At 72.5% G+C, this 18,888-nt stretch carries 16 protein-coding genes, 1 tRNA gene and 1 pseudogene; 3 read left to right on the top strand and 15 right to left on the bottom strand.

From position 1 onward, the window contains the following. Positions 1 to 61: 61 nt before the first annotated feature. The 8 genes and pseudogenes from cysN to ACQPZO_RS04055 form a co-directional block, all read right to left on the bottom strand. Complete coding sequence (gene cysN, locus ACQPZO_RS04090; protein WP_433347147.1) at positions 62 to 1,363, bottom strand: sulfate adenylyltransferase subunit CysN; 1,302 nt, start codon at positions 1,361 to 1,363, stop codon at positions 62 to 64. Beyond that, on the bottom strand, positions 1,363 to 2,274 hold the full coding sequence (gene cysD, locus ACQPZO_RS04085; protein WP_433347145.1) for a sulfate adenylyltransferase subunit CysD: 912 nt from the start codon (positions 2,272 to 2,274) through the stop codon (positions 1,363 to 1,365). Before cysD ends, cysN begins: the two co-directional genes overlap by 1 nt. 79 nt (positions 2,275 to 2,353) lie before the next feature. Then, positions 2,354 to 3,172, bottom strand: coding sequence for an inositol monophosphatase family protein (locus ACQPZO_RS04080; RefSeq protein WP_433350778.1), 819 nt, complete (start codon positions 3,170 to 3,172; stop codon positions 2,354 to 2,356). A gap of 120 nt (positions 3,173 to 3,292) precedes the next feature. Continuing rightward, entirely contained in the window at positions 3,293 to 3,883 is a 591-nt protein-coding gene (gene pth / locus ACQPZO_RS04075; RefSeq protein ID WP_433347143.1) for an aminoacyl-tRNA hydrolase, read from the bottom strand. 119 nt (positions 3,884 to 4,002) lie between these two features. Beyond that, a complete protein-coding gene (locus tag ACQPZO_RS04070; RefSeq protein ID WP_433347141.1) occupies positions 4,003 to 4,695 on the bottom strand; it encodes a 50S ribosomal protein L25/general stress protein Ctc in 693 nt (230 codons plus the stop codon). A gap of 432 nt (positions 4,696 to 5,127) precedes the next feature. After that, positions 5,128 to 6,108 (bottom strand): ribose-phosphate diphosphokinase, encoded by a 981-nt coding sequence (locus ACQPZO_RS04065; RefSeq protein ID WP_433347139.1) that lies wholly within the window; start codon positions 6,106 to 6,108, stop codon positions 5,128 to 5,130. Between the two features lie 51 nt (positions 6,109 to 6,159). Further along, a pseudogene (glmU, locus tag ACQPZO_RS04060) lies at positions 6,160 to 7,709 on the bottom strand (bifunctional UDP-N-acetylglucosamine diphosphorylase/glucosamine-1-phosphate N-acetyltransferase GlmU). 70 nt (positions 7,710 to 7,779) lie between these two features. Beyond that, positions 7,780 to 7,850 (bottom strand) — tRNA-Gln (locus ACQPZO_RS04055). Positions 7,851 to 8,198: 348 nt separating this feature from the next. Between ACQPZO_RS04055 and ACQPZO_RS04050 the strand changes: the two genes are divergently transcribed. Next, positions 8,199 to 8,888: a TetR family transcriptional regulator gene (locus ACQPZO_RS04050; RefSeq protein WP_405113901.1), complete on the top strand. Its 690-nt coding sequence runs from the start codon at positions 8,199 to 8,201 to the stop codon at positions 8,886 to 8,888. A gap of 22 nt (positions 8,889 to 8,910) precedes the next feature. Here the strand turns inward: ACQPZO_RS04050 and ACQPZO_RS04045 are convergent, their stop codons facing one another. From ACQPZO_RS04045 to ACQPZO_RS04020, 6 genes are all read right to left on the bottom strand, one after another. After that, positions 8,911 to 9,381 carry a DUF4383 domain-containing protein gene (locus ACQPZO_RS04045; protein ID WP_433347137.1) on the bottom strand — a complete coding sequence of 157 codons (471 nt, stop codon included), beginning with the start codon at positions 9,379 to 9,381 and terminating at the stop codon, positions 8,911 to 8,913. 117 nt (positions 9,382 to 9,498) lie between these two features. Next, the gene (locus ACQPZO_RS04040) at positions 9,499 to 9,954 is read right to left on the bottom strand and encodes a DUF4383 domain-containing protein (RefSeq protein WP_433347135.1); all 456 of its coding nucleotides are present in this window, start codon (positions 9,952 to 9,954) and stop codon (positions 9,499 to 9,501) included. A gap of 116 nt (positions 9,955 to 10,070) precedes the next feature. Beyond that, a complete protein-coding gene (locus ACQPZO_RS04035) occupies positions 10,071 to 11,876 on the bottom strand; it encodes an ABC-F family ATP-binding cassette domain-containing protein (RefSeq protein WP_433347133.1) in 1,806 nt (601 codons plus the stop codon). A 134-nt stretch (positions 11,877 to 12,010) separates the two neighbouring features. Continuing rightward, the gene (locus tag ACQPZO_RS04030; RefSeq protein WP_433347131.1) at positions 12,011 to 12,967 is read right to left on the bottom strand and encodes a 4-(cytidine 5'-diphospho)-2-C-methyl-D-erythritol kinase; all 957 of its coding nucleotides are present in this window, start codon (positions 12,965 to 12,967) and stop codon (positions 12,011 to 12,013) included. A 9-nt stretch (positions 12,968 to 12,976) separates the two neighbouring features. Next, entirely contained in the window at positions 12,977 to 13,846 is an 870-nt protein-coding gene (rsmA, locus tag ACQPZO_RS04025; RefSeq protein WP_433350776.1) for a 16S rRNA (adenine(1518)-N(6)/adenine(1519)-N(6))-dimethyltransferase RsmA, read from the bottom strand. Beyond that, complete coding sequence (locus ACQPZO_RS04020; protein ID WP_433347129.1) at positions 13,843 to 14,757, bottom strand: TatD family hydrolase; 915 nt, start codon at positions 14,755 to 14,757, stop codon at positions 13,843 to 13,845. The genes rsmA and ACQPZO_RS04020 overlap by 4 nt, the downstream gene beginning before the upstream one ends. Positions 14,758 to 14,862: 105 nt before the next feature. Here ACQPZO_RS04020 and ACQPZO_RS04015 point away from each other — a divergent pair, with 105 nt between their 5' ends. Further along, a complete protein-coding gene (locus tag ACQPZO_RS04015; RefSeq protein WP_433347127.1) occupies positions 14,863 to 15,714 on the top strand; it encodes an alpha/beta fold hydrolase in 852 nt (283 codons plus the stop codon). Positions 15,715 to 15,794: 80 nt separating this feature from the next. On the opposite strand, the gene metG is transcribed toward ACQPZO_RS04015, so the two are convergent. Then, positions 15,795 to 17,609, bottom strand: a complete 1,815-nt coding sequence (gene metG, locus ACQPZO_RS04010; protein WP_433347125.1) for a methionine--tRNA ligase — start codon at positions 17,607 to 17,609, stop codon at positions 15,795 to 15,797. A 211-nt stretch (positions 17,610 to 17,820) separates the two neighbouring features. Here metG and ACQPZO_RS04005 point away from each other — a divergent pair, with 211 nt between their 5' ends. Then, positions 17,821 to 18,873 carry a hypothetical protein gene (locus tag ACQPZO_RS04005; RefSeq protein ID WP_433347123.1) on the top strand — a complete coding sequence of 351 codons (1,053 nt, stop codon included), beginning with the start codon at positions 17,821 to 17,823 and terminating at the stop codon, positions 18,871 to 18,873. Positions 18,874 to 18,888 lie beyond the last annotated feature (15 nt).

Genomic DNA, 18,888 nt, shown 5'->3' with positions numbered 1-18,888 from the left:
TGGCCATCCGGGCTTGGATGGCCACTCTTTCCGTGAAGATGCGGGGCGTTCGAGGGTGGGGTCAGGCGGTTTCGACGATCATGCCGGCGCCTACGGTGCGGTTGGTGGTCTCGTCGATGATGACGAAACCGCCGGTGGTGCGGTTGCGGCGGTACTCGTCGGCCAGGAGCGGCACCGTCGTCCGCAGCCGGACCCGGCCGATCTCGTTGAGCCTCAGTTCGGCGGCGGTCTCGTCGCGGTGCAGGGAGTTGATGTCGAGGCGGTAGTGCAGGCCCCGCACGATCGCCCGCGCCGAGCGGGTGGTGTGCTTGATCGCGTACTTGCCGCCGACCTGCAACGGGCGGGTCTCGTCCATCCAGCAGACCATCGCCTCGATGTCCTGCGCCACCGCCGGGGCGTTGTTCGGCCGGCAGATCATGTCACCCCGGGAGATGTCGATCTCGTCTTCGAGGCGGACCGTGACCGACATCGGCGGGAACGCCTCCTCCACCGGCCCGTCCGCGGTCTCCACCGCCGCGATGCGGCTGGTGAACCCCGACGGCAGCACCATCACCTCGTCGCCCGGCTTCAACACCCCCGAGGCCACCTGACCGGCGTACCCCCGGTAGTCGGTCACCGTCGTGGACTGCGGCCGGATCACGTACTGCACCGGGAACCGCACGTCCTGCAGGTTGCGGTCCGAGGCGATGTGCACCCGCTCCAGATGATGCAGCAACGACGGACCGTCGTACCACGGCATGTTCTCCGACCGGGACACGATGTTGTCCCCCCGCAGGGCCGACACCGGCACCACCGTCAGGTCGGGCACGTCCAGCTTCGCCGCGAACGCCGTGAACTCGTCCGCGATCCGCTCGAACACCTCCTGCGAGAAACCGACCAGGTCCATCTTGTTCACACACAACACCAGGTGCGGCACCCGCAGCAGCGAGCACAGGAACGCGTGTCGCCGCGACTGCTCGACGAGGCCCTTCCGCGCGTCCACCAGGATCAGCGCCAGATCGGCGGTGGACGCCCCGGTGACCATGTTGCGGGTGTACTGGGTGTGCCCCGGAGTGTCGGCGATGATGAACTTCCGCCGCGGCGTGGCGAAGTACCGGTACGCCACATCGATCGTGATGCCCTGCTCCCGCTCCGCCCGCAGGCCGTCGGTGAGCAACGCGAGGTTGGTGTACTCGTCCCCCCGCGCCGCGCTGACGGCTTCGACGGCGGCAAGCTGATCGGTGAACAACGACTTCGTGTCGTACAACAGCCGGCCGATCAACGTCGACTTACCGTCGTCGACGCTCCCCGCCGTCGCGAACCGCAGCAGGTCCATCGGCCGCGCCCCGAGATCGACCTCGGCGGCCACAGTGTCGGTACTCATCAGAAGTAGCCCTCCCGCTTACGGTCCTCCATCGCGGCCTCACTGACCCGATCGTCACCCCGGGTCGCGCCCCGCTCGGTGATCCGCGTCGCGGCCACCTCCTCGATCACCAGCTCCACCGAGTCCGCGTCCGAACGCACGGCAGCGGTGCAGGAGGCATCGCCCACCGTCCGGTAGCGCACCTGGGCCTTGAACCGCTCCTCACCCGCCCGGGGGTGGAAGAACTCGTTCACCGCGTAGAGCATCCCGTCCCGCTCCACCACCTCGCGCTCGTGCGCGTAGTAGATCGAGGGCAACGGGATCCGCTCCCGCGCGATGTAGTGCCACACATCCAACTCGGTCCAGTTCGACAACGGGAACACCCGGATGGACTCCCCCGGGTGATGCCGACCGTTGTACAACGACCACAATTCCGGACGCTGGTTCTTCGGATCCCACTGCCCGAACTCGTCCCGGAACGAGAACACCCGTTCCTTCGCCCGCGCCTTCTCCTCATCCCGCCGCGCCCCACCGAACAACGCGTCGAACCGGTGCTTCTCCACCGCGTCCAACAACACCGGCGTCTGGATCCGGTTCCGCGTCCCGTCCGCCGCCTCCCGCACGGACCCCCGCGCCAACGCCTCCGGCACACTCGCCACGATCAACTGCAGGCCCAGCTCCGCCACCCGACGGTCCCGGTACTCCAGGACCTCCGGGAAGTTGTGCCCCGTGTCGACGTGCATCACCGGGAACGGGATGTTCGCCGGAGCGAACGCCTTCTGCGCCAACCGCAACATCACGATCGAGTCCTTGCCACCAGAGAACAGCAGCACCGGCCGCTCCATCTCCGCGACCACCTCGCGCATCACGAAGACGCTCTCCGCCTCCAACGCGTCGAGGTGCGAGACCTGGTACGCGGCGGGGGTGGTCATGACACGGCCTCGATTCGCTCGGATCCGCTCATGGGATTCCAGACCTTTCCGGTCGGACACGTAAAGAAGAACGCTCAGGCTACCCGGACTGCCTCTGCAACGCTGCAAGCAACCGGCTGGCGAGATCCTTGCGGCAGACCAGCAGGTCGGGCAGGCGCGGATCAGCCTCGTTGTATCTCAGCGCAGAACCGTCGATCCGGGAAGCATGCAGTCCGGTGGCCGTCGCCACAGCTACCGGGGCGGCCGAGTCCCACTCGTACTGGCCGCCGGCGTGGATGTACGCGTCGACCTCCCCGGTCACCACTGCGGCGATCTTCGCCCCCGCCGAGCCCATCGGAACGAGATGAGCGCCGACATCCTCCGCCAGATCGGTCAGAAAAACCGGCGGACGACTACGACTGGCCGCCAACCGGATGACCTGCCCCCCGCCAGCGGTCGCCGCCTCCAGCGCCATCGGCGGGTACGCCGGCGGTTGGTCCGTGCCCAGCACCCGGTGTTGCGCCGGCAGCCCGACCGCGCCGGCCACCAAGCCGTGCGGGGTGCCGGCGTCACGCGCCCAGAGCGCCACGTGCACCGCCCAGTCCGAGCGCCCCTCCTCGGCGTACTCCCGCGTCCCGTCCAGCGGGTCGACGATCCACACCCGGTCGGCGGTCAGCCGGGGCACCGCCCCGGCGTTCACCTCCGCCGCCCAGGCCAGCCGCGAGCCCTCGTCCTCCTCGGAGAGGACCGCGTCCCCCGGGCGCCACTTCGCCAGCTCCGTCCGGATCAGGTCGTGCGAGACCTTGTCCCCGGCCGACTTCAACGCCCCCGGGTCGGCGAAACCCAGCTCCGTGCGCAGGCCCAGCAGCGCCTGCCCCGCCTGGGCCGCCAACCACCGGGCGAACGCGCCGTCGATCATCGGAGGACTGCCCACAACTCGCTCCCGTCGCCTTGCCGACGACCGGGCCGCCGGCTGCGGTTCGCCCGAAAGGCGCAGACTACCGGCAGGCCTCGGTCACCCGCGTACGCCCCGCCCAGGTCACGCCCCGTGATACTGGTTCTGGGTCGGCTCCACGCCCCGGATGACCACCGACTCGACCATGTCCGCCGCCCGGTCGACCAGGAACTCGAGTTCCTTGCGCTCGGCGGCGGAGAAGTCCGACAGCACGTAGTCCGCCGGGTCCTGCCGACCCGGCGGCCGGCCGACGCCGAACCGCACCCGGACGTAGTCCTTCGTGCCCAGCGACTTCGACATCGAGCGCAGGCCGTTGTGCCCGCCCTCGCCGCCGCCGCACTTCACCCGCACCTGCCCGTAGTCGATGTCCAGCTCGTCGTGGATCGCGATCACCTGGCCCGGCGGCACCTTGTGGAACTGCGCCAGCCCGGCCACCGGCCCGCCGGAGAGGTTCATGTACGTCAGCGGCTTCGCCAGCACCAGCTTCGGACCGCCGAAACCGAGCCGCCCCTCGGTGACCTCAGCCACCGCCCGCTTGTGCCGGCCGAACTTGCCACCCACGCGGGCGGCCAGCAGGTCGGCCACCATGAAACCGACATTGTGCCGATTGCCCGCGTACTCCCGACCGGGGTTGCCCAGGCCGACCACCAGCCACGGCCCCGCCTCGTCCGTCACGCCACGCCCCTCCCGCTCTCAGCGCCGCCCACCACGGGCCGTGCGACCCGACGACCACCCCGATATGCCGACAGGCGCCCCCGATCACGGGAGCGCCTGCCGCACGGAACGGGGACCGATCAGGCCTCGGTCTTCGCCTCGGCCGGGGCCTGCTCGCCCTCGGCGGCCGGGGTCTCGGCACCCTCGGCGGTCTCCTCGCCGACCTCGGCCTCGGCCTCGGCGGTGGCCTCCTCGACCTCGGGGAGGGTGGCCTCGAGCTGCTCGGCGGTCGGCGCGGCGGTCACCGAGGCGACCGTGGCCTCCGGGTCGGCGACCAGCTCGACGCCGGCCGGCAGCTCCACGTCGGCGGCGGTGACCTGGGTGCCGGCCTCCAGACCCTCGATCGACGCCTCCAGGTGGTCCGGCACCTTCGTGGCGTCGGCGGTCACCGAGAGGGTGTCGTGGTCGTGCACGATCAGCGTGTCCTTGGCGGCCTCGCCGGTCAGCTGGACCGGAACCTCGACGGTGACCTTCTCGCCGCGGCGGACGAGCAGCAGGTCGACGTGCTCGTAGCTGTCCCGGATCGGGTCCCGCTGGATCGCCTTCGGCAGTGCCAGCACCTGGGTGCCGTCGCTGACCTCGATCGCGAAGAGCTGGTTGGCGCCGCCCTTACGGATCGCGGCGGCGAACTCACGCACGGGCAGCGCGATGTGCTTGGGCTTCTCGCCGTGGCCGTAAAGCACGGCGGGCACCAAGCCGGCCCGGCGGGTACGACGGGCACCACCCTTGCCGAACTCGGTACGGGGCTCGGCGCTGATCTTTACCTCGGACACGGGGAAACTCCTGATGCTTTCGCTGCGGCGGCTTGTCGACTGGCGGTGCTGGGGCGAGGGGCTCGCTGGGGCTCATGCGTCATGAACGACTGCCCGGAGCACCGCGTCGATGACGGTGCATCCGAGCGGCGCTTTTCAGCGGCCCGCCGGGCACCCTCGCCGTGGCAACCGTAATAGTCTACCCGAGTTGATTCCGCCCCCGACGGCAGTCCCCGCCTCCGCCATCCGCAGGAGCAAAAACGCCCATCGGACACCGCCCCGAACGCCGGTCGAATATCGCCCGGACGCTGGTCGGAGCCGGTCCGGACGCCGTGTCGGAGCCGGTCCGGACGCAGTGTCGGGGCCGAACCGGACACCGGTCGGAGCCGAACCGGACGCCGGTCCGGTACCCGCGCGCCGGCCTCGGAACGACGGCCGGCGCGCGGTCGGCCGTCAGCTCAGGCCGCCGAACAGGGTGGTCACCGACCCGTCGTCGAAGACCTCCCGGATCGCCCGGGCCAGCAGCGGCGCGATCGACAGCACGGTGATCTTGTCGAGCTGCTTCTCGGACGGCAGCGGCAGCGTGTTGGTCACCACGACCTCGGTGATCGGGCTGTTCTTCAGCCGCTCGGTCGCCGGGTCGGACAGCAGCGCGTGGGTGGACGCCACGACGATCTCCGCCGCACCGGCCGTCCGGAGGATCTCGGCGGCCTTGGTGATCGTGCCGCCGGTGTCGATCATGTCGTCGACGATCAGGCAGACCCGCCCCTCCACGTCGCCGACCACCCGGTTCGCCACCACCTGGTTCGGCTTGAGCGGATCCCGGGTCTTGTGGATGAACGCCAGCGGGCAGCCGCCCAGCCGGTCCGTCCACCGCTCCGCCACCCGAACCCGGCCCGAGTCCGGCGCCACCACCGTCATCGGCCGACCGGCGAACTTGCGCTCCACGTACTCGGCCAGGATGTCCATCGCGAACAGGTGGTCCACCGGGCCGTCGAAGAAGCCCTGGATCTGCGCGGTGTGCAGGTCCACCGTGAGGATCCGGTTCGCGCCCGCGGTCTTCAGCAGGTCCGCCACCAGCCGCGCCGAGATCGGCTCCCGGCCCCGGTGCTTCTTGTCCTGCCGCGAGTACGGGTAGAACGGCAGGACCACGGTGATCCGCTTGGCCGAACCGCGCTTCAGCGCGTCGATCATGATCAGGGTCTCCATGACCCAGGTGTTGACCCCGTGCGTCACGGACTGCACCACGAAGGCGTCCGAACCGCGCACCGAGTCCTTGAACCGTACGAAGATCTCCCCGTTCGCGAAGTCGTACGCGTCGGCGGGCGTCGGCGCGACGCCTAGCACCTCGCCGATCTCCTTGGCCAACTCCGGAAAGCCACGTCCGGAGAAGAGCATCAGGCTCTTGCGGTTTTCGGCGACGATGCTGCCCATGGGCTCGTCTGCTCCCGTTGGTCGGTGGTCCCGGCTGCGGTCTGGCCGGGACTATGCGGTTGCAGTATCTCCCCCGCCTGACGGCCGTCGAACCGCCTCGGCACCCCCGTGGATTGCCTCACCTTCCCTTGCGGCCCTCAGGCCTCCGGCGCATCCTCCGCCGCTTCCGCCACCGCTTGGCGGGCCCGCTCGGCTGCCTCGGCCGAGGCGGTGCCGGGCCGCCTGCGGGCCACCCAGCCCTCGATGTTGCGCTGCGGTGCCCGGGTAACCCCGAGCGCACCCGGCGGCACGTCCTGGCTGACCGCGCTGCCCGCCGCGACGTACGCGCCCGGGCCCACCTCCACCGGGGCGATCAGGCTGGTGTCGCAGCCGATGAACGCCGCCTCGCCGACCGTGGTGCGGTGCTTGTTGACCCCGTCGTAGTTCACGAAGATCGTCGCCGCGCCGATGTTGGCCTTCGCCCCGATCGTCGCGTCACCCACGTACGACAGGTGTGGCACCTTCGCGCCCGCGCCGACCTCGGAGTTCTTCACCTCGACGAAGGTGCCGACCTTGGCCCGCTCGGCCAGCTTCGCCGCCGGCCGCAGGTACGCGTACGGCCCGACGCTGGCCCCCGGGCCGACCTCGGCCTCGACGGCGTGGCTGCGCAGCACGGTCGCCCCCGGGCCGATCACCGTGTCGATCAGCGTCACGTCCGGGCCGACCACGGCCTCCGCACCGACCACGGTCCCGCCGCGCAGCTGGGTGTTCTGGTCGATCACCGCGTCCCGGTCCACCGCGACCGTCACGTCGATCCAGGTCGTCGCCGGGTCCAGGATGCTGACCCCGGTGCGCATCCACCCCTCGTTGACCCGGTCGCGCAGCAGCCGGCGCAGCGCCGCCAGCTCGACCCGGTCGTTGCAGCCCAGCGTCTCGACGTGGTCGGCGGCCACGTGCACCGCCACCGGCTCGCCGGCGGAGACGAGCAGGCCGAAGACGTCGGTGAGGTACTCCTCGCCCTGGTCGTTGTCGGCGGAGAGCTTGCCCAGCGCGGCGCGCAGCCGCACCGCGTCGAACGCGTAGATGCCGGCGTTGATCTCGCGCAGCGCGCGCTGCGCCGGGGTGGCGTCGCGCTCCTCGACGATCTGCTCCAGCCGACCCGCCGCGTCCCGGACGATGCGCCCCAGCCCGGTCGGGTCGGGCACCTCGGCGGCCAGCACCGTGGCCGCGGCCCCCGCGCCCTCGTGCGCGTCGACCAGCGCGGCGACCGTCTCGGGGCGGAGCAGCGGCACGTCGCCGTTGATCACCACCACGGTCCCGGCGGCGTCCGGCGCCGCGTCCAGCCCGATCCGGACCGCGTGGCCGGTGCCGAGCTGCTCGGCCTGGAGCACCGGGGTGGCCGCCGGGGCGACCTCGGCCAGGTGCGCCCGGACCTGGTCCGCGCCGTGCCCGACCACCACGACGGTCCGGTCGGCCGCAAGGGGCGCGGCGGCGGTCAGCACGTGGCCGAGCAGGGTCCGGCCGAGCAGGGGATGCAGCACCTTGGGCAGCGCCGACTTCATCCGCTTGCCCTCCCCGGCGGCGAGCACGACGACGGTTCGGAGGTGGAGCTGGGACACGATGTAGCTCCCGTCGGGACGGCGACAGTCTCGCGGCCATGCTAACCACGCAATGGCGGCGGTACAGCGGAAGCTCCCGGGAGAGGATTCGAACCCCTATAATCAGGACCAAAACCTGACGTCCTGCCATTAGACGACCCGGGACGGTCTAAACGGACAAACCAAGCGGTCGGCAGACCTCTACACCTTAGCGTCCCGAGCCCTCGACGCCATCGCCCATTCCCCTCATGATCCCTTCGGTCCTCCAGAGCGGCCGGCGCGGCACTCCGACGGCAGGTCGCGCGGCATGAAGGCATCCACGCACGAAACTGTCCCATGCGGCTCCACCCGCACGTCGGCTCCCGCCGTGCCGGCCTACGCCGGGTCGGCCGGCACGGGTACGGTCGGACGACGCGGCGGCACCGTCCCGGGTTCGGACGGGGTCGACGGCGCGAACAGCTGAGGCAGCGGCATCCCACGACAGGCGTCCCCGAGCGCCGGCGAGGTGACGACATGGCGGACGGTCCGGTCGGCGAGGGTGGCCCAGGTGGTCGGCGGCGCGCGGTTGCGGCGGCGGGCAAGCCGCCCTCGCGGGTGCGGATGTCGGCGGCGCAGCGGCGTGAGCAGTTGATCTCGATCGGCCGGCAGCTGTTCGCCGAGCGCGGCTTCGACGCGACCTCGATCGAGGAGGTGGCGGCCCGGGCGAAGGTCTCCAAGCCGGTGATCTACGAGCACTTCGGCGGCAAGGAAGGGCTCTACGCGGTGGTGGTGGACCGGGAGGTCCGGGCCCTGCTGGACCGGATCACCACGGCCCTGACCGCCGGTCATCCGCGGGAGTTGCTGGAGCAGGCGGCGATGGCCCTGCTCGGGTACATCGAGGAGGAGACCAGCGGGTTCCGGGTGCTGGTCCGGGAGTCGCCGGTGATGTCCGCGACGGGCAACTTCAGCAGCGTGATGAACGACGTCGCGCACCAGGTCGAGCACATCCTCGGCGCCGAGTTCAAGACCCGGGGGTACGACCCGAAGCTGGCCGAGCTCTACTCGCAGGCCCTCGTCGGGATGGTGGCATTGACGGGCCGCTGGTGGCTGGAGGTGCGCAAGCCGCGTAAGGAGACAGTGGCCGCGCACCTGGTCAACCTGGCCTGGAACGGTCTGTCACACCTGGACGCGAAGCCGACCCTGATCACGGCGAAGGGCCGGTGACCGGGGTCCGGAACGGCCGGGTTCAGCGACCGCCGGGGACGGCCGCGCGGCGGTGCCGGCGTTCGGCCTCGGCGCGCTCGGGCGGGCCGACCTTGTCGTAGAGGCCGGTGGCGAGGAGCACCAGCCCGAACAGCAGCGACACGATGACGGTGGACATCGAGAAGTTGAGGAAGTTCGCCGAGGTCTGCAGGACGGACATCATCAGCACGCCGGTGACCAGGAAGACCACCCCGGCCGTCAGGTTCATGTAGTGGCCGAGGTTGCTCCGCCGGGACGCCCCGACCATCAGCACGGCCCCGAAGACCACCGAAACCAGCGCGAACGCGAGGTTGGTGCGGAGGCCGAGGGCCCAGGTGCTGCCCCGGTCGAACAGCCCTTCGCCCCAGGTCGCGACCACTCCCCAAACGCCGAAGACCAGGATGTAGAGCCCGATGACCCCGGCGAGGACGCGGTAGAGCGCCCGCGCCGGGTGATTGACCGGAAAGTGCACCATAACCCCTCCGTCCGGATGTGTCCGTTCGGAAGGATTGTCGCCCGCGCGGGTGCCGGATGCGGGCCGAACCGCCGCAGCGGGACCGGAACCAGCCGATCCCCGCAGCGACGCCCCTGGTCAGAGGACGAGCCGGGCCTTCTGCCAGGCCTCGGTCTCCTCCTCGGTGCCGACCTTGCCGTACATGCCGACCATCAGCAGCACCAGCGAGAGGGTCAGCACCACGATGTCGGTGAAGATGGTGAAGTTGAAGATGTTGGCGTCGGTGTGCAGGAAGGCCAGCGCGGCCAGGCCGAGGACCATGAGCACGTACGCCAGCCACTGGTTGATCGCGACGTCGAGGTTGCGGCCGATCGCGGTGCCGGCCAGGATCACGGCGCCGAGCAGGATGCTGAGCAGCGAGAATCCGAGATTGGTCCCCTGGCCCAGCACCTTCGTGTCATCCTGGGCGAAGAAGTCGTTGCCGGCGCTGGCGATGATGCCGAGCACTCCGAAGACCACGAAGTACAGACCAACGAGCCCGCCGATCGCCCGGTAGATCGGCCGCGCGGGGTGGTTGACGGGGGTGTGGGCCATGTCTGAATCTCCAAGACCGTGCGGGTGAGGGGTCACCTGATTGTCCCGCACGGCGGGCTGTGACGCCGCACACCCCCCACCCGAGGCCGGCTCGCCTTCCGGGAGAGCCGGCCGGATCAGTTCCCGGGGACCTGCTCGGCGAGGGCCAGCCAGGTCTCCTCGACCTGCTCCCGTTCGGCCCGCAGGTCCTTGAGTTGGGCGTCCAGCTCGGCGACCTTGGCGTAGTCGGTGGCGTTCGCGGCGAGCTGGTCGAGCAGCGCCGCCTCCCTCTGGTCCAGCTTGCCGATCTGGCGTTCCAGCCGGGTGAGGTCCTTCTTCGCCTGCCGGGCCTCGGCGGCGGACATCCCGCCGGCCGCCGGGGTGGCGCCCACCGTGGCGGTGGATTCGCCGGCGACCACGGCCAGCGGCTGGTTCGCGGCCCGGGCCAGGTACTCGTCGACACCGCCGGGCAGGTGCACCAGCCGGCCGTCGCCGAACATCCCGTACGCCGATTCGGTGACCCGCTCGATGAGGTACCGGTCGTGGCTGGCCACGATGACGGTGCCGGGCCAGGAGTCGAGCAGGTCCTCCAGCGCGGCGAGGGTGTCGGTGTCCAGGTCGTTGGTGGGCTCGTCGAAGAGCAGCACGTTGGGCTCGCCCGCGAGCAGCCGGAGCATCTGGAGCCGGCGGCGCTCCCCGCCGGAGAGGTCGCTGACCGGGGTCCAGAGCCGGCGGTCGTCGAAGCCGAAGACCTCGGCGAGCTGGGCGGCGGAGATTTCCCGGTCGCCGAGCTGCACCCGGCGGGCGACCTCCTCGACGGCTTCGAGGACGCGCAGGTGACCGGGCAGCTCGGCCAGCTCCTGGGAGAGGAACGCGGGCCGGACGGTGGAGCCGGTGGCGAACCGTCCGCCGTCGGGGCGGGTGATGCCGGCGAGCATCCGCAGCAGGGTGGTCTTGCCGGCGCCGTTACGGCCGAGGATGGCGATCCGGTCACCGGGGCCGACGTGCCAGGTGGCGTCGTGCAGGATCTCCTTCGGGCCGGCGTACAGCCGGACGTCCTCCAGGTCGTACACCTGCTTGCCGAGCCGGGCGGTGGCGAGCCGTTGCAGCGACATGGTGTCGCGCGCCGGCGGCACGTCGGCGATCAGCGCGTTGGCGGCGTCGATCCGGAACTGCGGCTTGGAGGTCCGGGCGGGCGGGCCGCGACGCAGCCAGGCGATCTCCTTGCGGAGCAGGTTCTGCCGGCGGGCCTCGGTGGTGGCGGCGACCCGCTCCCGCTCGACGCGGGCCAGGGTCCAGGCGGCGAAGCCGCCCTCGTACGCCCGGACGGTCTGGTCGGCGACCTCCCAGGTGTCGGTGCAGACCGCGTCGAGGAACCACCGGTCGTGGGTGACCACGACGAGGGCGCCCTTGCGGCCGACCAGGTGCTTCGCCAGCCAGTCGACGCCGCCGACGTCGAGGTGGTTGGTGGGCTCGTCGAGGATGAGCAGGTCGGAGTCGCGCACCAGCAGGGCGGCCAGCGCCACCCGGCGGCGCTCGCCGCCGGACATCGGGCCGACGGGCTGGTCGAGGCCGAGGTGGGGCATGCCGAGGCCGTCGAGGATGTTGCGGACCCCGGCGTCGCCGGCCCACTCGTGCTCGGCGCCCATGCTCTCGCCGAGCCAGGCGGTGCCGAGCACCACATCCCGGACGGTGGCGTCGGGGGCGAGCGTCAGGGCCTGCGGAAGCCACAGGACGCGCAGGTCGCGACGGTGGGTCACCCGGCCGTCGTCCGGTTCCTCCTGCTTGGTGAGCAGCCGCAGCAGGGTGGACTTGCCTGCGCCGTTGAGGCCGACCACGCCGATCCGGTCGGCATCGTCGAGGCCGAGCGAGACGTCGGTGAGCAGCGGCCCGGCGGCGCCGTACCCCTTGGACACCCGGTCCAGGTTGACGATGTTGGCCACGAACCCACCTTTCATGATGAAGGCGTCCCGGTGCCGGCGGGCACCTCAGGACGCCTGGCCTCCAAGGGTACGCGGACGCTCCGGGCCGCCCCGGCGGGCGTACGCTCCGCCCGCCCGGCGGGCGTATTCCCGGCTCAGCCGATCCGCGCGCCGGGCACCGGGCCGTGCGCGGTGCGCGCCTGGCGGCACACCCCGGCGGTCGCCAGCTCGGCGGCGATCCGCTCGGCGTCGTCGGCGTCCGTGGCGAGGAACACGCAGGTCGGCCCGGAGCCGGAGACGATGCTGGCGAGCGCCCCGGCGGCCTCGCCGGCCTTCAGGGTGCCGGCCAGGGACGGGCGCATGGCGAGCGCGGCGTCCTGGAGGTCGTTGCCGAGGCTGGCGGCGAGCACCCGGGGGTCCCGCTGGCGCAGCGCGGCGAGCAGCCCGTCGGCGCTGCCCAGCGGCGGGCCGGCGGCCCCGGCGTCGCGGAGCCGGTCGAGTTCGGCGTACGCGGCGGGGGTGGACAGCCCGCCGTCGGCGATGGCGACCACCCAGTGCCAGGAGGTGGCGCGGGCCAGCACGGGGCTGACCGCCTCGCCCCGGCCGGTGCCGAGCGCGGTGCCGCCGTAGATCAGGAACGGCACGTCGGAGCCGAGGTCGGCGGCGATCCCGGCCAGCTCGTCGCGGGACAGCCCGGTACCCCAGAGGGCGTCGCAGGCGACCAGCGCGGCGGCGGCGTCGGCGCTGCCGCCGGCCAGCCCACCGGCCAGCGGGATCTGCTTGCGCAGGTGCAGCCGGGCGTGCGGCGGGACGCCCGCGTACCCGGCGAGGGCGCGGGCGGCCCGGATGGCCAGGTTGGTGTCGTCCAGGGCCAGCTCGCCGGTGCCCTCCCCCTCCATCGTCAGGGTGAGGGTGTCGCCGCGGCGGGCGGTGAGCTCGTCGTGGATCGAGATGGCGTGGTAGACGGTGTTCAGCTCGTGGTAGCCGTCCCGGCGCAGCGGGCCCACCCCGAGGTGCAGGTTGACCTTGGCGGGCACCCGCACCCGGACCGGGCCGCTGGCCCCGCGCCGCTGCTGGTCGTCATCGTCGTCCGGTCCCCAGGCCTCGGTCACCGCGCCAGCCTACTGCGCGGTCGGTGGGGCGGTCGGGGCCGACGCGGCGATCGCGGCGAACTGCTCGACGGTGAGCGACTCGCCGCGCGCGCCGGGGTCGACGCCGGCGGCGGTGAGCGCCGCGGCGGCCCGGTCCGCGCCGCCGGCCCAGCCGGCCAGGGCGGCCCGCAGGGTCTTACGGCGCTGGGCGAACGCGGCGTCGACGACGGCGAAGACCTGTTTCCGGGGTACGTCGGGGCGGGGCGGCTCGCGGCGGGTGAAGGCGACCAGGCCGGAGTCGACGTTGGGCACCGGCCAGAACACGTTGGGCGGCACCTTGCCGGCGGCACGGGAGCGGGCGTACCAGGCGAGCTTGACCGACGGGATGCCGTAGACCTTGGAGCCGGGGCCGGCGACGAGCCGGTCGGCGACCTCCTTCTGCACCATCACCAGGCCCTGCCGGAGGCTGGGCAGCTCGGCCAGCAGGTGCAGCACCACCGGCACGGCCACGTTGTACGGCAGATTCGCCACCAGCGCGGTCGGCGCGGGGTCGGCCAGCTCGGCGGCGCCGATCCGCAGGGCGTCGGCGTGGTGCACGGTCAGCCGGGCGGCGGCCGGCCCGGCGAACCGGGCGGCGGTCTCCGGCAGCGCGGCGGCCAGCGTCGGGTCGAGCTCCACGGCGTGGGTGTGCGCGGCCACCGGCAGCAGGGCCAGGGTGAGCGAGCCGAGGCCGGGGCCGACCTCCAGGGCGACGTCGTCCGGGGCCAGGCCGGCGACGGTGACGATCCGGCGGACGGTGTTCGGGTCGTGCACGAAGTTCTGGCCGAGCTTCTTGGTCGGGTGCACGCCGAGGCGGGCGGCGAGTTCCCGGATCTCCGCCGGGCCGAGCAGGCCGGTCACCACGGGCCGAAGGCGCGCTCGCCGTTGGCCGACAGCGCCGCGCACAGCTCGTCGAGGTCCGCGCCGGTGGTCGCGGCCAGCGCCCGCACGGTGAGCGGGATGAGGTACGACGCGTTGGGCCGCCCCCGGTGCGGGGTGGGGGTGAGGTACGGCGCGTCGGTCTCCACCAGGAGCTGGTCGAGCGGGGTGAGCGCGGCGGCCTCGCGCAGCGCGACGGCGCTGCCGAAGGTCACGGTGCCCGCGAAGCTGAGCAGGTAGCCACGGCGCACGCAGTCGGCGGCGAACCCGGCGTCGCCGGAGAAGCAGTGCAGCACGACGGTGTCCGGGGCGCCCTCGTCGTCGAGGATCCGCAGCACGTCGGCGTGCGCGTCCCGGTCGTGGACGACCAGGGCCTTGCCGTAGCGCTTGGCGATGGCGACGTGCGCCCGGAAGCTCTCCTCCTGCGCGGCCCGGCCCTCGTCGCCGGTGCGGAAGAAGTCCATCCCGGTCTCGCCGATCCCGCGCACCCGGTCCCGGGCCGCGAGCGCCTCGATCTGCCGCAGCGCCTCGTCGAGGTCTGCCAGCCGGGGCGCCTCGTTGGGGTGCAGGGCGACGGTGGCCAGCACCGCCGGGTAGCGGTCGGCCGCGTCGGCGCTCCACGCGGAGGACGCCACGTCCACGCCGACCTGGACGAGCCGGTCCACGCCGGCCTCGGCGGCCACCGCGACGGCCGCCGCGACCGGGTCGTCGGCGGTGGCGTTCCCGCCCGCCCCGCCGGCCGGGGCACCGGCCTCGGTGACGGTGATGTCCAGGTGGGTGTGGCTGTCCGGCACGGGGCGGGGCAGCGGCTCGGGCGCGGGCGGGAACTCCCCGGCCCGGCGGGTGGCCCGTTGGCGGCGGGACTCAGTCGGCTCGGTCATCGCCGTCAGCATCACACACCGCCGGTCGGGCCGAAGCGGTGGTGGGCGGGCATAACGGCAAGAGGGCCGGGAATGCGTCGGGCGTCCGACGGCCCCGACCCCGCTCCGGGAGACGACATGCCCTTCATCACCGTCGGCGTGGAGAACTCCGCGCCCATCGACCTGTACTACGAGGACCACGGCGCCGGGCAGCCGGTGGTGCTGATCCACGGGTTCCCGTTCAACGGGGCGACCTGGGAGAAGCAGACCAGCGCCCTGCTCGCCGCCGGCTACCGCACGATCACATACGACCGGCGGGGCTTCGGAAACTCCAGCCAGCCGGCCGCCGGGTACGACTACGACACGTTCGCGGCCGACCTGGACGTGTTGATGACCGAGCTGGACCTGCGCAACGCGATCCTGATCGGGCACTCGATGGGCACCGGGGAGGTGACCCGCTACCTCGGCGCGTACGGGTCGGGCCGGGTGGACCGGGCGGTGCTGCTCGCCCCGCTCGCGCCGTTCCTGCTGAAGACCGCCGACAACCCGGAGGGGCTGGACCGGAGCCTGTTCGACGGGTTCCAGCAGGCGATCCTCGCCGACCGGTTCGCGTTTCTCACCACCTTCTGCGACAGCTTCTTCAACTATGCGGACAACAAGGGCAAGTTGGTCAGCGAGGAGGCGTACCGGGCGCACTGGGAGATCGGCACGCGGGCCTCGGCGATCGGCACGTACCAGAGCGTGGACGCCTGGCTGACCGACTTCCGGCCGGACCTGCCCCGGATCGACGTGCCGGTGCTGATCGTGCAGGGCGACCAGGACCGGGTGCTGCCGTACGCGGCGACCGGGCAGCGATTGCAGCCGATGCTGCCCGACAGCCGGCTGACCACGCTCAAGGGGGCGCCGCACGGCATCCCGTGGACCAACAGCGACGAGGTGAACCGCGCGATCCTGGAGTTCGTGGTGGCCCCGGCGATGGCCCGACGCTGAGGCCGCCCGCGACCGTACGGCCGGCGCGGTCCCCGGGGGCGGGGGCCGCGCTGGCGCGGTGGATCGGGCCGACGCGGTGGTCAGCCGGTGAGCCGGGCCAGTTCCTCGTCGACGATCGACGGGTCGAGCTTGCGGAAGACCGGCTTCGGCGCCGCGAGCGGCCGGCCCGCCTCCAGCGGTACGGACTCCCAGCGCGTCCCGACCGTGTAGTCCCCGGTCAGCACCGGGTACGCGGGCCCGCCGTCGAGGTCGTCGACCTCCTCCAGCACGGGCATCGGCGCATGCACGCCGGTGCCGCCGAGCAGCTCGTGGATCTTCTGCGCGGAGTGCGGCAGGAACGGGGTCAGCAACGTGTTCGCGTCGCTGACCACCTGGAGGGCGACGTGCAGGATGGTGCCCATCCGGGGCTTGTCCGCCTCGTCCTTGAGCTTCCACGGGGCCTGGTCGGAGATGTACTTGTTGGCCTCGGCGACGACCCGCATCGCCTCGCCGATGGCCTGCTTCTGCCGGTGCCGGCCGATCAGGCCGCCGACGGTCTCGAAGCCGGCCCGGGCGGTGGCGAGCAGCGCCTCGTCGGCCTCGGTGAGCCCCGCCGGGTCGACCGGCGGGATCGCGCCGAAGTTCTTCGCCGCCATCGAGACGGACCGGTTGACCAGGTTGCCCCAGCCGGCGACCAGCTCGTCGTTGTTGCGGCGGAGGAACTCGGCCCAGGTGAAGTCGGTGTCGTTGCTCTCCGGGCCGGCGACGGCGATGAAGTAGCGCAGCGCGTCGGCGTCGTACCGCTCCAGGAAGTCCCGGACGTAGATGACCACCTTGCGGGAGGAGGAGAACTTGCGCCCCTCCATGGTCAGGTACTCGCTGGAGACCACCTCGGTGGGCAGGTTGAGCCGGCCCAGCCGGCCCGGCTCGCCGTCGCGCGCGCCCTCGCCCGAGTAGCCGCCGAGCAGCGCCGGCCAGATCACCGAGTGGAAGACGATGTTGTCCTTGCCCATGAAGTAGTGGCTCTGTGTGTCACCGTCGGTGCCGCCCTCGGCGCCCGTCGGGTTCCAGAACTTCCGCCACGCCTCCGGGTCTCCGGTGCGGCGGGCCCACTCGATGGACGCGGACAGGTAGCCGATGACCGCGTCGAACCAGACGTAGATCCGCTTGTCCGGCCGGTCCCGCCAGCCGTCGAGGGGGATCGGCACGCCCCAGTCCAGGTCCCGGGTGATCGCCCGGGGCTGGAGGTCGTCGAGCAGGTTCTTCGAGAACCGCAGCACGTTGGGCCGCCAGCCCTCCCGGCTGTCCAGCCACTGCCGCAGGGCGTCGGCCAGGGCGGGCAGGTCGAGGAAGAAGTGCTCGGTCTCGATGAACTCCGGCGTCTCGCCGTTGATCTTGGACTTCGGGTTGATCAGGTCGACCGGGTCGAGCTGGTTGCCGCAGTTGTCGCACTGGTCGCCGCGGGCACTGTCGTACCCGCAGATCGGGCAGGTGCCCTCGATGTACCGGTCGGGCAGGGTCCGGCCGGTGGACGGCGAGATCGCGCCGACGGTGACCTTTGGAACGATGTAGCCGTTGCGGTGCATCCCGGCGAACAACTCCTGCACCACGGCGTAGTGGTTGCGGGTGGTGGTGCGGGTGAACAGGTCGTACGACAGCCCGAGCGCCCGCAGGTCCTCGGCGATCACCCGGTTGTACCGGTCGGCCAGCGCGCGCGGGGTGACCCCCTCGGCGTCGGCCTGCACCTGGATCGGGGTGCCGTGCTCGTCGGTGCCGGACACCATGAGCACGTCGTGGCCGGCCATCCGCATGTACCGGGCGAAGACGTCGGAGGGAACGCCGAAACCGGAGACGTGGCCGATGTGGCGCGGGCCGTTGGCGTAAGGCCAGGCTACCGCCGCGAGAACGTGACTCATGACCAGCAAGCCTAGTGACCTCGCCGGGTGCACCGCGAACCAACAGGCCACCCGGGCGGGTCAACGCCCCGTCGGGCACCCAGGGCCGGCACGGACGGGGTGGGGCGAGGGGGCCTCGGCGACCGGGCGGCGTCGGGGCGGGCGATCGTTGCCCGAATTGTCGTCGACACGCGGCCTGAGCTGCCTGGACACCCACGCCGACCGGTGTCCAATGAAGCCCGTGACTGCCAGCCGAGCCGCCCGGGACCACGAGGAGCCACCCACCGGGTCGGCCCGCGACGACGACCCGCCGCCCGGACCGTCGCCCCGGGCCGGGACCGTGGCGCCACAGCCCCGGCCGGTCCCGGCCGCCGAACCGACCGGGCCACCCGCCGCCAACGCCGCCGGCACGCCCCGGCCGACCGGACCGATCGCCCTGCCGGGGCCGACCCGGCCGACCGCCCTGCCCGGACCGGCCACCGAACCCCGGCCGACCGCCGTGCCCGGGCAGGCCACCGGCGGCCCCGGCCGGCCGGTGGAGGTGGAGCCGACCACCGGGGCGCCGGTCGGCGCCGTGCCGCGCCGGGTCCCGGTCCGGCAGCCGGGTGGCCGGCCCCGCCCGGGAACCGCCGTCGGCGATCCGCCGGGGTCCGACGACGGGCTGTTCTGGGCACCGATCGAGGAGGTGCACTGGGACGGCACGCCGCTCGGGGAGGGGCACGGCCGGTGGCGGCACGGCGACGGCGACCGGGTGGCCCGGGCCCGACGGCGGCAGGCCGACCGCCCTGCCCGGCCGCCGGAGCCCTGGCGAGGGCTCTCCGCGCTTCTGGCGCTGAGCCTGCTCGCCGCATTCTTCGCCTGGGTGAGCGTCGGCCCGTTCTGGCTGGCCGTCGGGCACCGCGTCACCGGCACCGTGGAGGTCGACGAGTGCACCGGCGGCGGGCTGACCCAGCGCTGCCGGGGGATCTTCACCGCCGACGACGGCCGGTACGTCGCGTTCGGGGTGCGGATCAGCGGCGTGCCCGCCGAGCGCAGCGCCGCCGGCTCCGTCCTGCCGGCCGGGATGACCGGGCCGGCGTCCGACGCGGCGTACGCCGACACCGGGGTCGGCCGGCACCTGCGCTGGCTGCTCGGGCTGCTGCTGGTGCTGGCCTGCGGTGGGGCGATCGCCCGGTGCACCGGTGCCACCCTGTTCGTCGACCGGCGGGCCCGCCGCTGGGCGGTGGCCGCCGCCGTGGCCGGCCCGCTCGTGATCACGGCCGGCTTCCTCGCCAACGCCTGGTGACGCCCCCGCCGGCCT

The organism is Micromonospora sp. CA-111912 (genome assembly GCF_050948415.1).
Classification (GTDB): Bacteria; Actinomycetota; Actinomycetes; order Mycobacteriales; family Micromonosporaceae; genus Micromonospora.
Note: the sequence above shows the minus strand (reverse complement) of the source record. Positions and strands in the feature narration are given on the sequence as shown.

Excerpts from the sequence above, each read along its gene's own strand:
- cysN (WP_433347147.1), bottom strand. The coding sequence starts at position 1,363 with ATGAGTACCGACACTGTGGCCGCCGAGGTCGATCTCGGGGCGCGGCCG.
- cysD (WP_433347145.1), bottom strand. The coding sequence starts at position 2,274 with ATGACCACCCCCGCCGCGTACCAGGTCTCGCACCTCGACGCGTTGGAG.
- ACQPZO_RS04080 (WP_433350778.1), bottom strand. The coding sequence starts at position 3,172 with ATGATCGACGGCGCGTTCGCCCGGTGGTTGGCGGCCCAGGCGGGGCAG.
- ACQPZO_RS04065 (WP_433347139.1), bottom strand. The coding sequence starts at position 6,108 with ATGGGCAGCATCGTCGCCGAAAACCGCAAGAGCCTGATGCTCTTCTCC.
- ACQPZO_RS04050 (WP_405113901.1), top strand. The coding sequence starts at position 8,199 with ATGGCGGACGGTCCGGTCGGCGAGGGTGGCCCAGGTGGTCGGCGGCGC.
- ACQPZO_RS04045 (WP_433347137.1), bottom strand. The coding sequence starts at position 9,381 with ATGGTGCACTTTCCGGTCAATCACCCGGCGCGGGCGCTCTACCGCGTC.
- ACQPZO_RS04040 (WP_433347135.1), bottom strand. The coding sequence starts at position 9,954 with ATGGCCCACACCCCCGTCAACCACCCCGCGCGGCCGATCTACCGGGCG.
- ACQPZO_RS04020 (WP_433347129.1), bottom strand. The coding sequence starts at position 14,757 with ATGCTGACGGCGATGACCGAGCCGACTGAGTCCCGCCGCCAACGGGCC.
- ACQPZO_RS04015 (WP_433347127.1), top strand. The coding sequence starts at position 14,863 with ATGCCCTTCATCACCGTCGGCGTGGAGAACTCCGCGCCCATCGACCTG.
- metG (WP_433347125.1), bottom strand. The coding sequence starts at position 17,609 with ATGAGTCACGTTCTCGCGGCGGTAGCCTGGCCTTACGCCAACGGCCCG.
- ACQPZO_RS04005 (WP_433347123.1), top strand. The coding sequence starts at position 17,821 with ATGAAGCCCGTGACTGCCAGCCGAGCCGCCCGGGACCACGAGGAGCCA.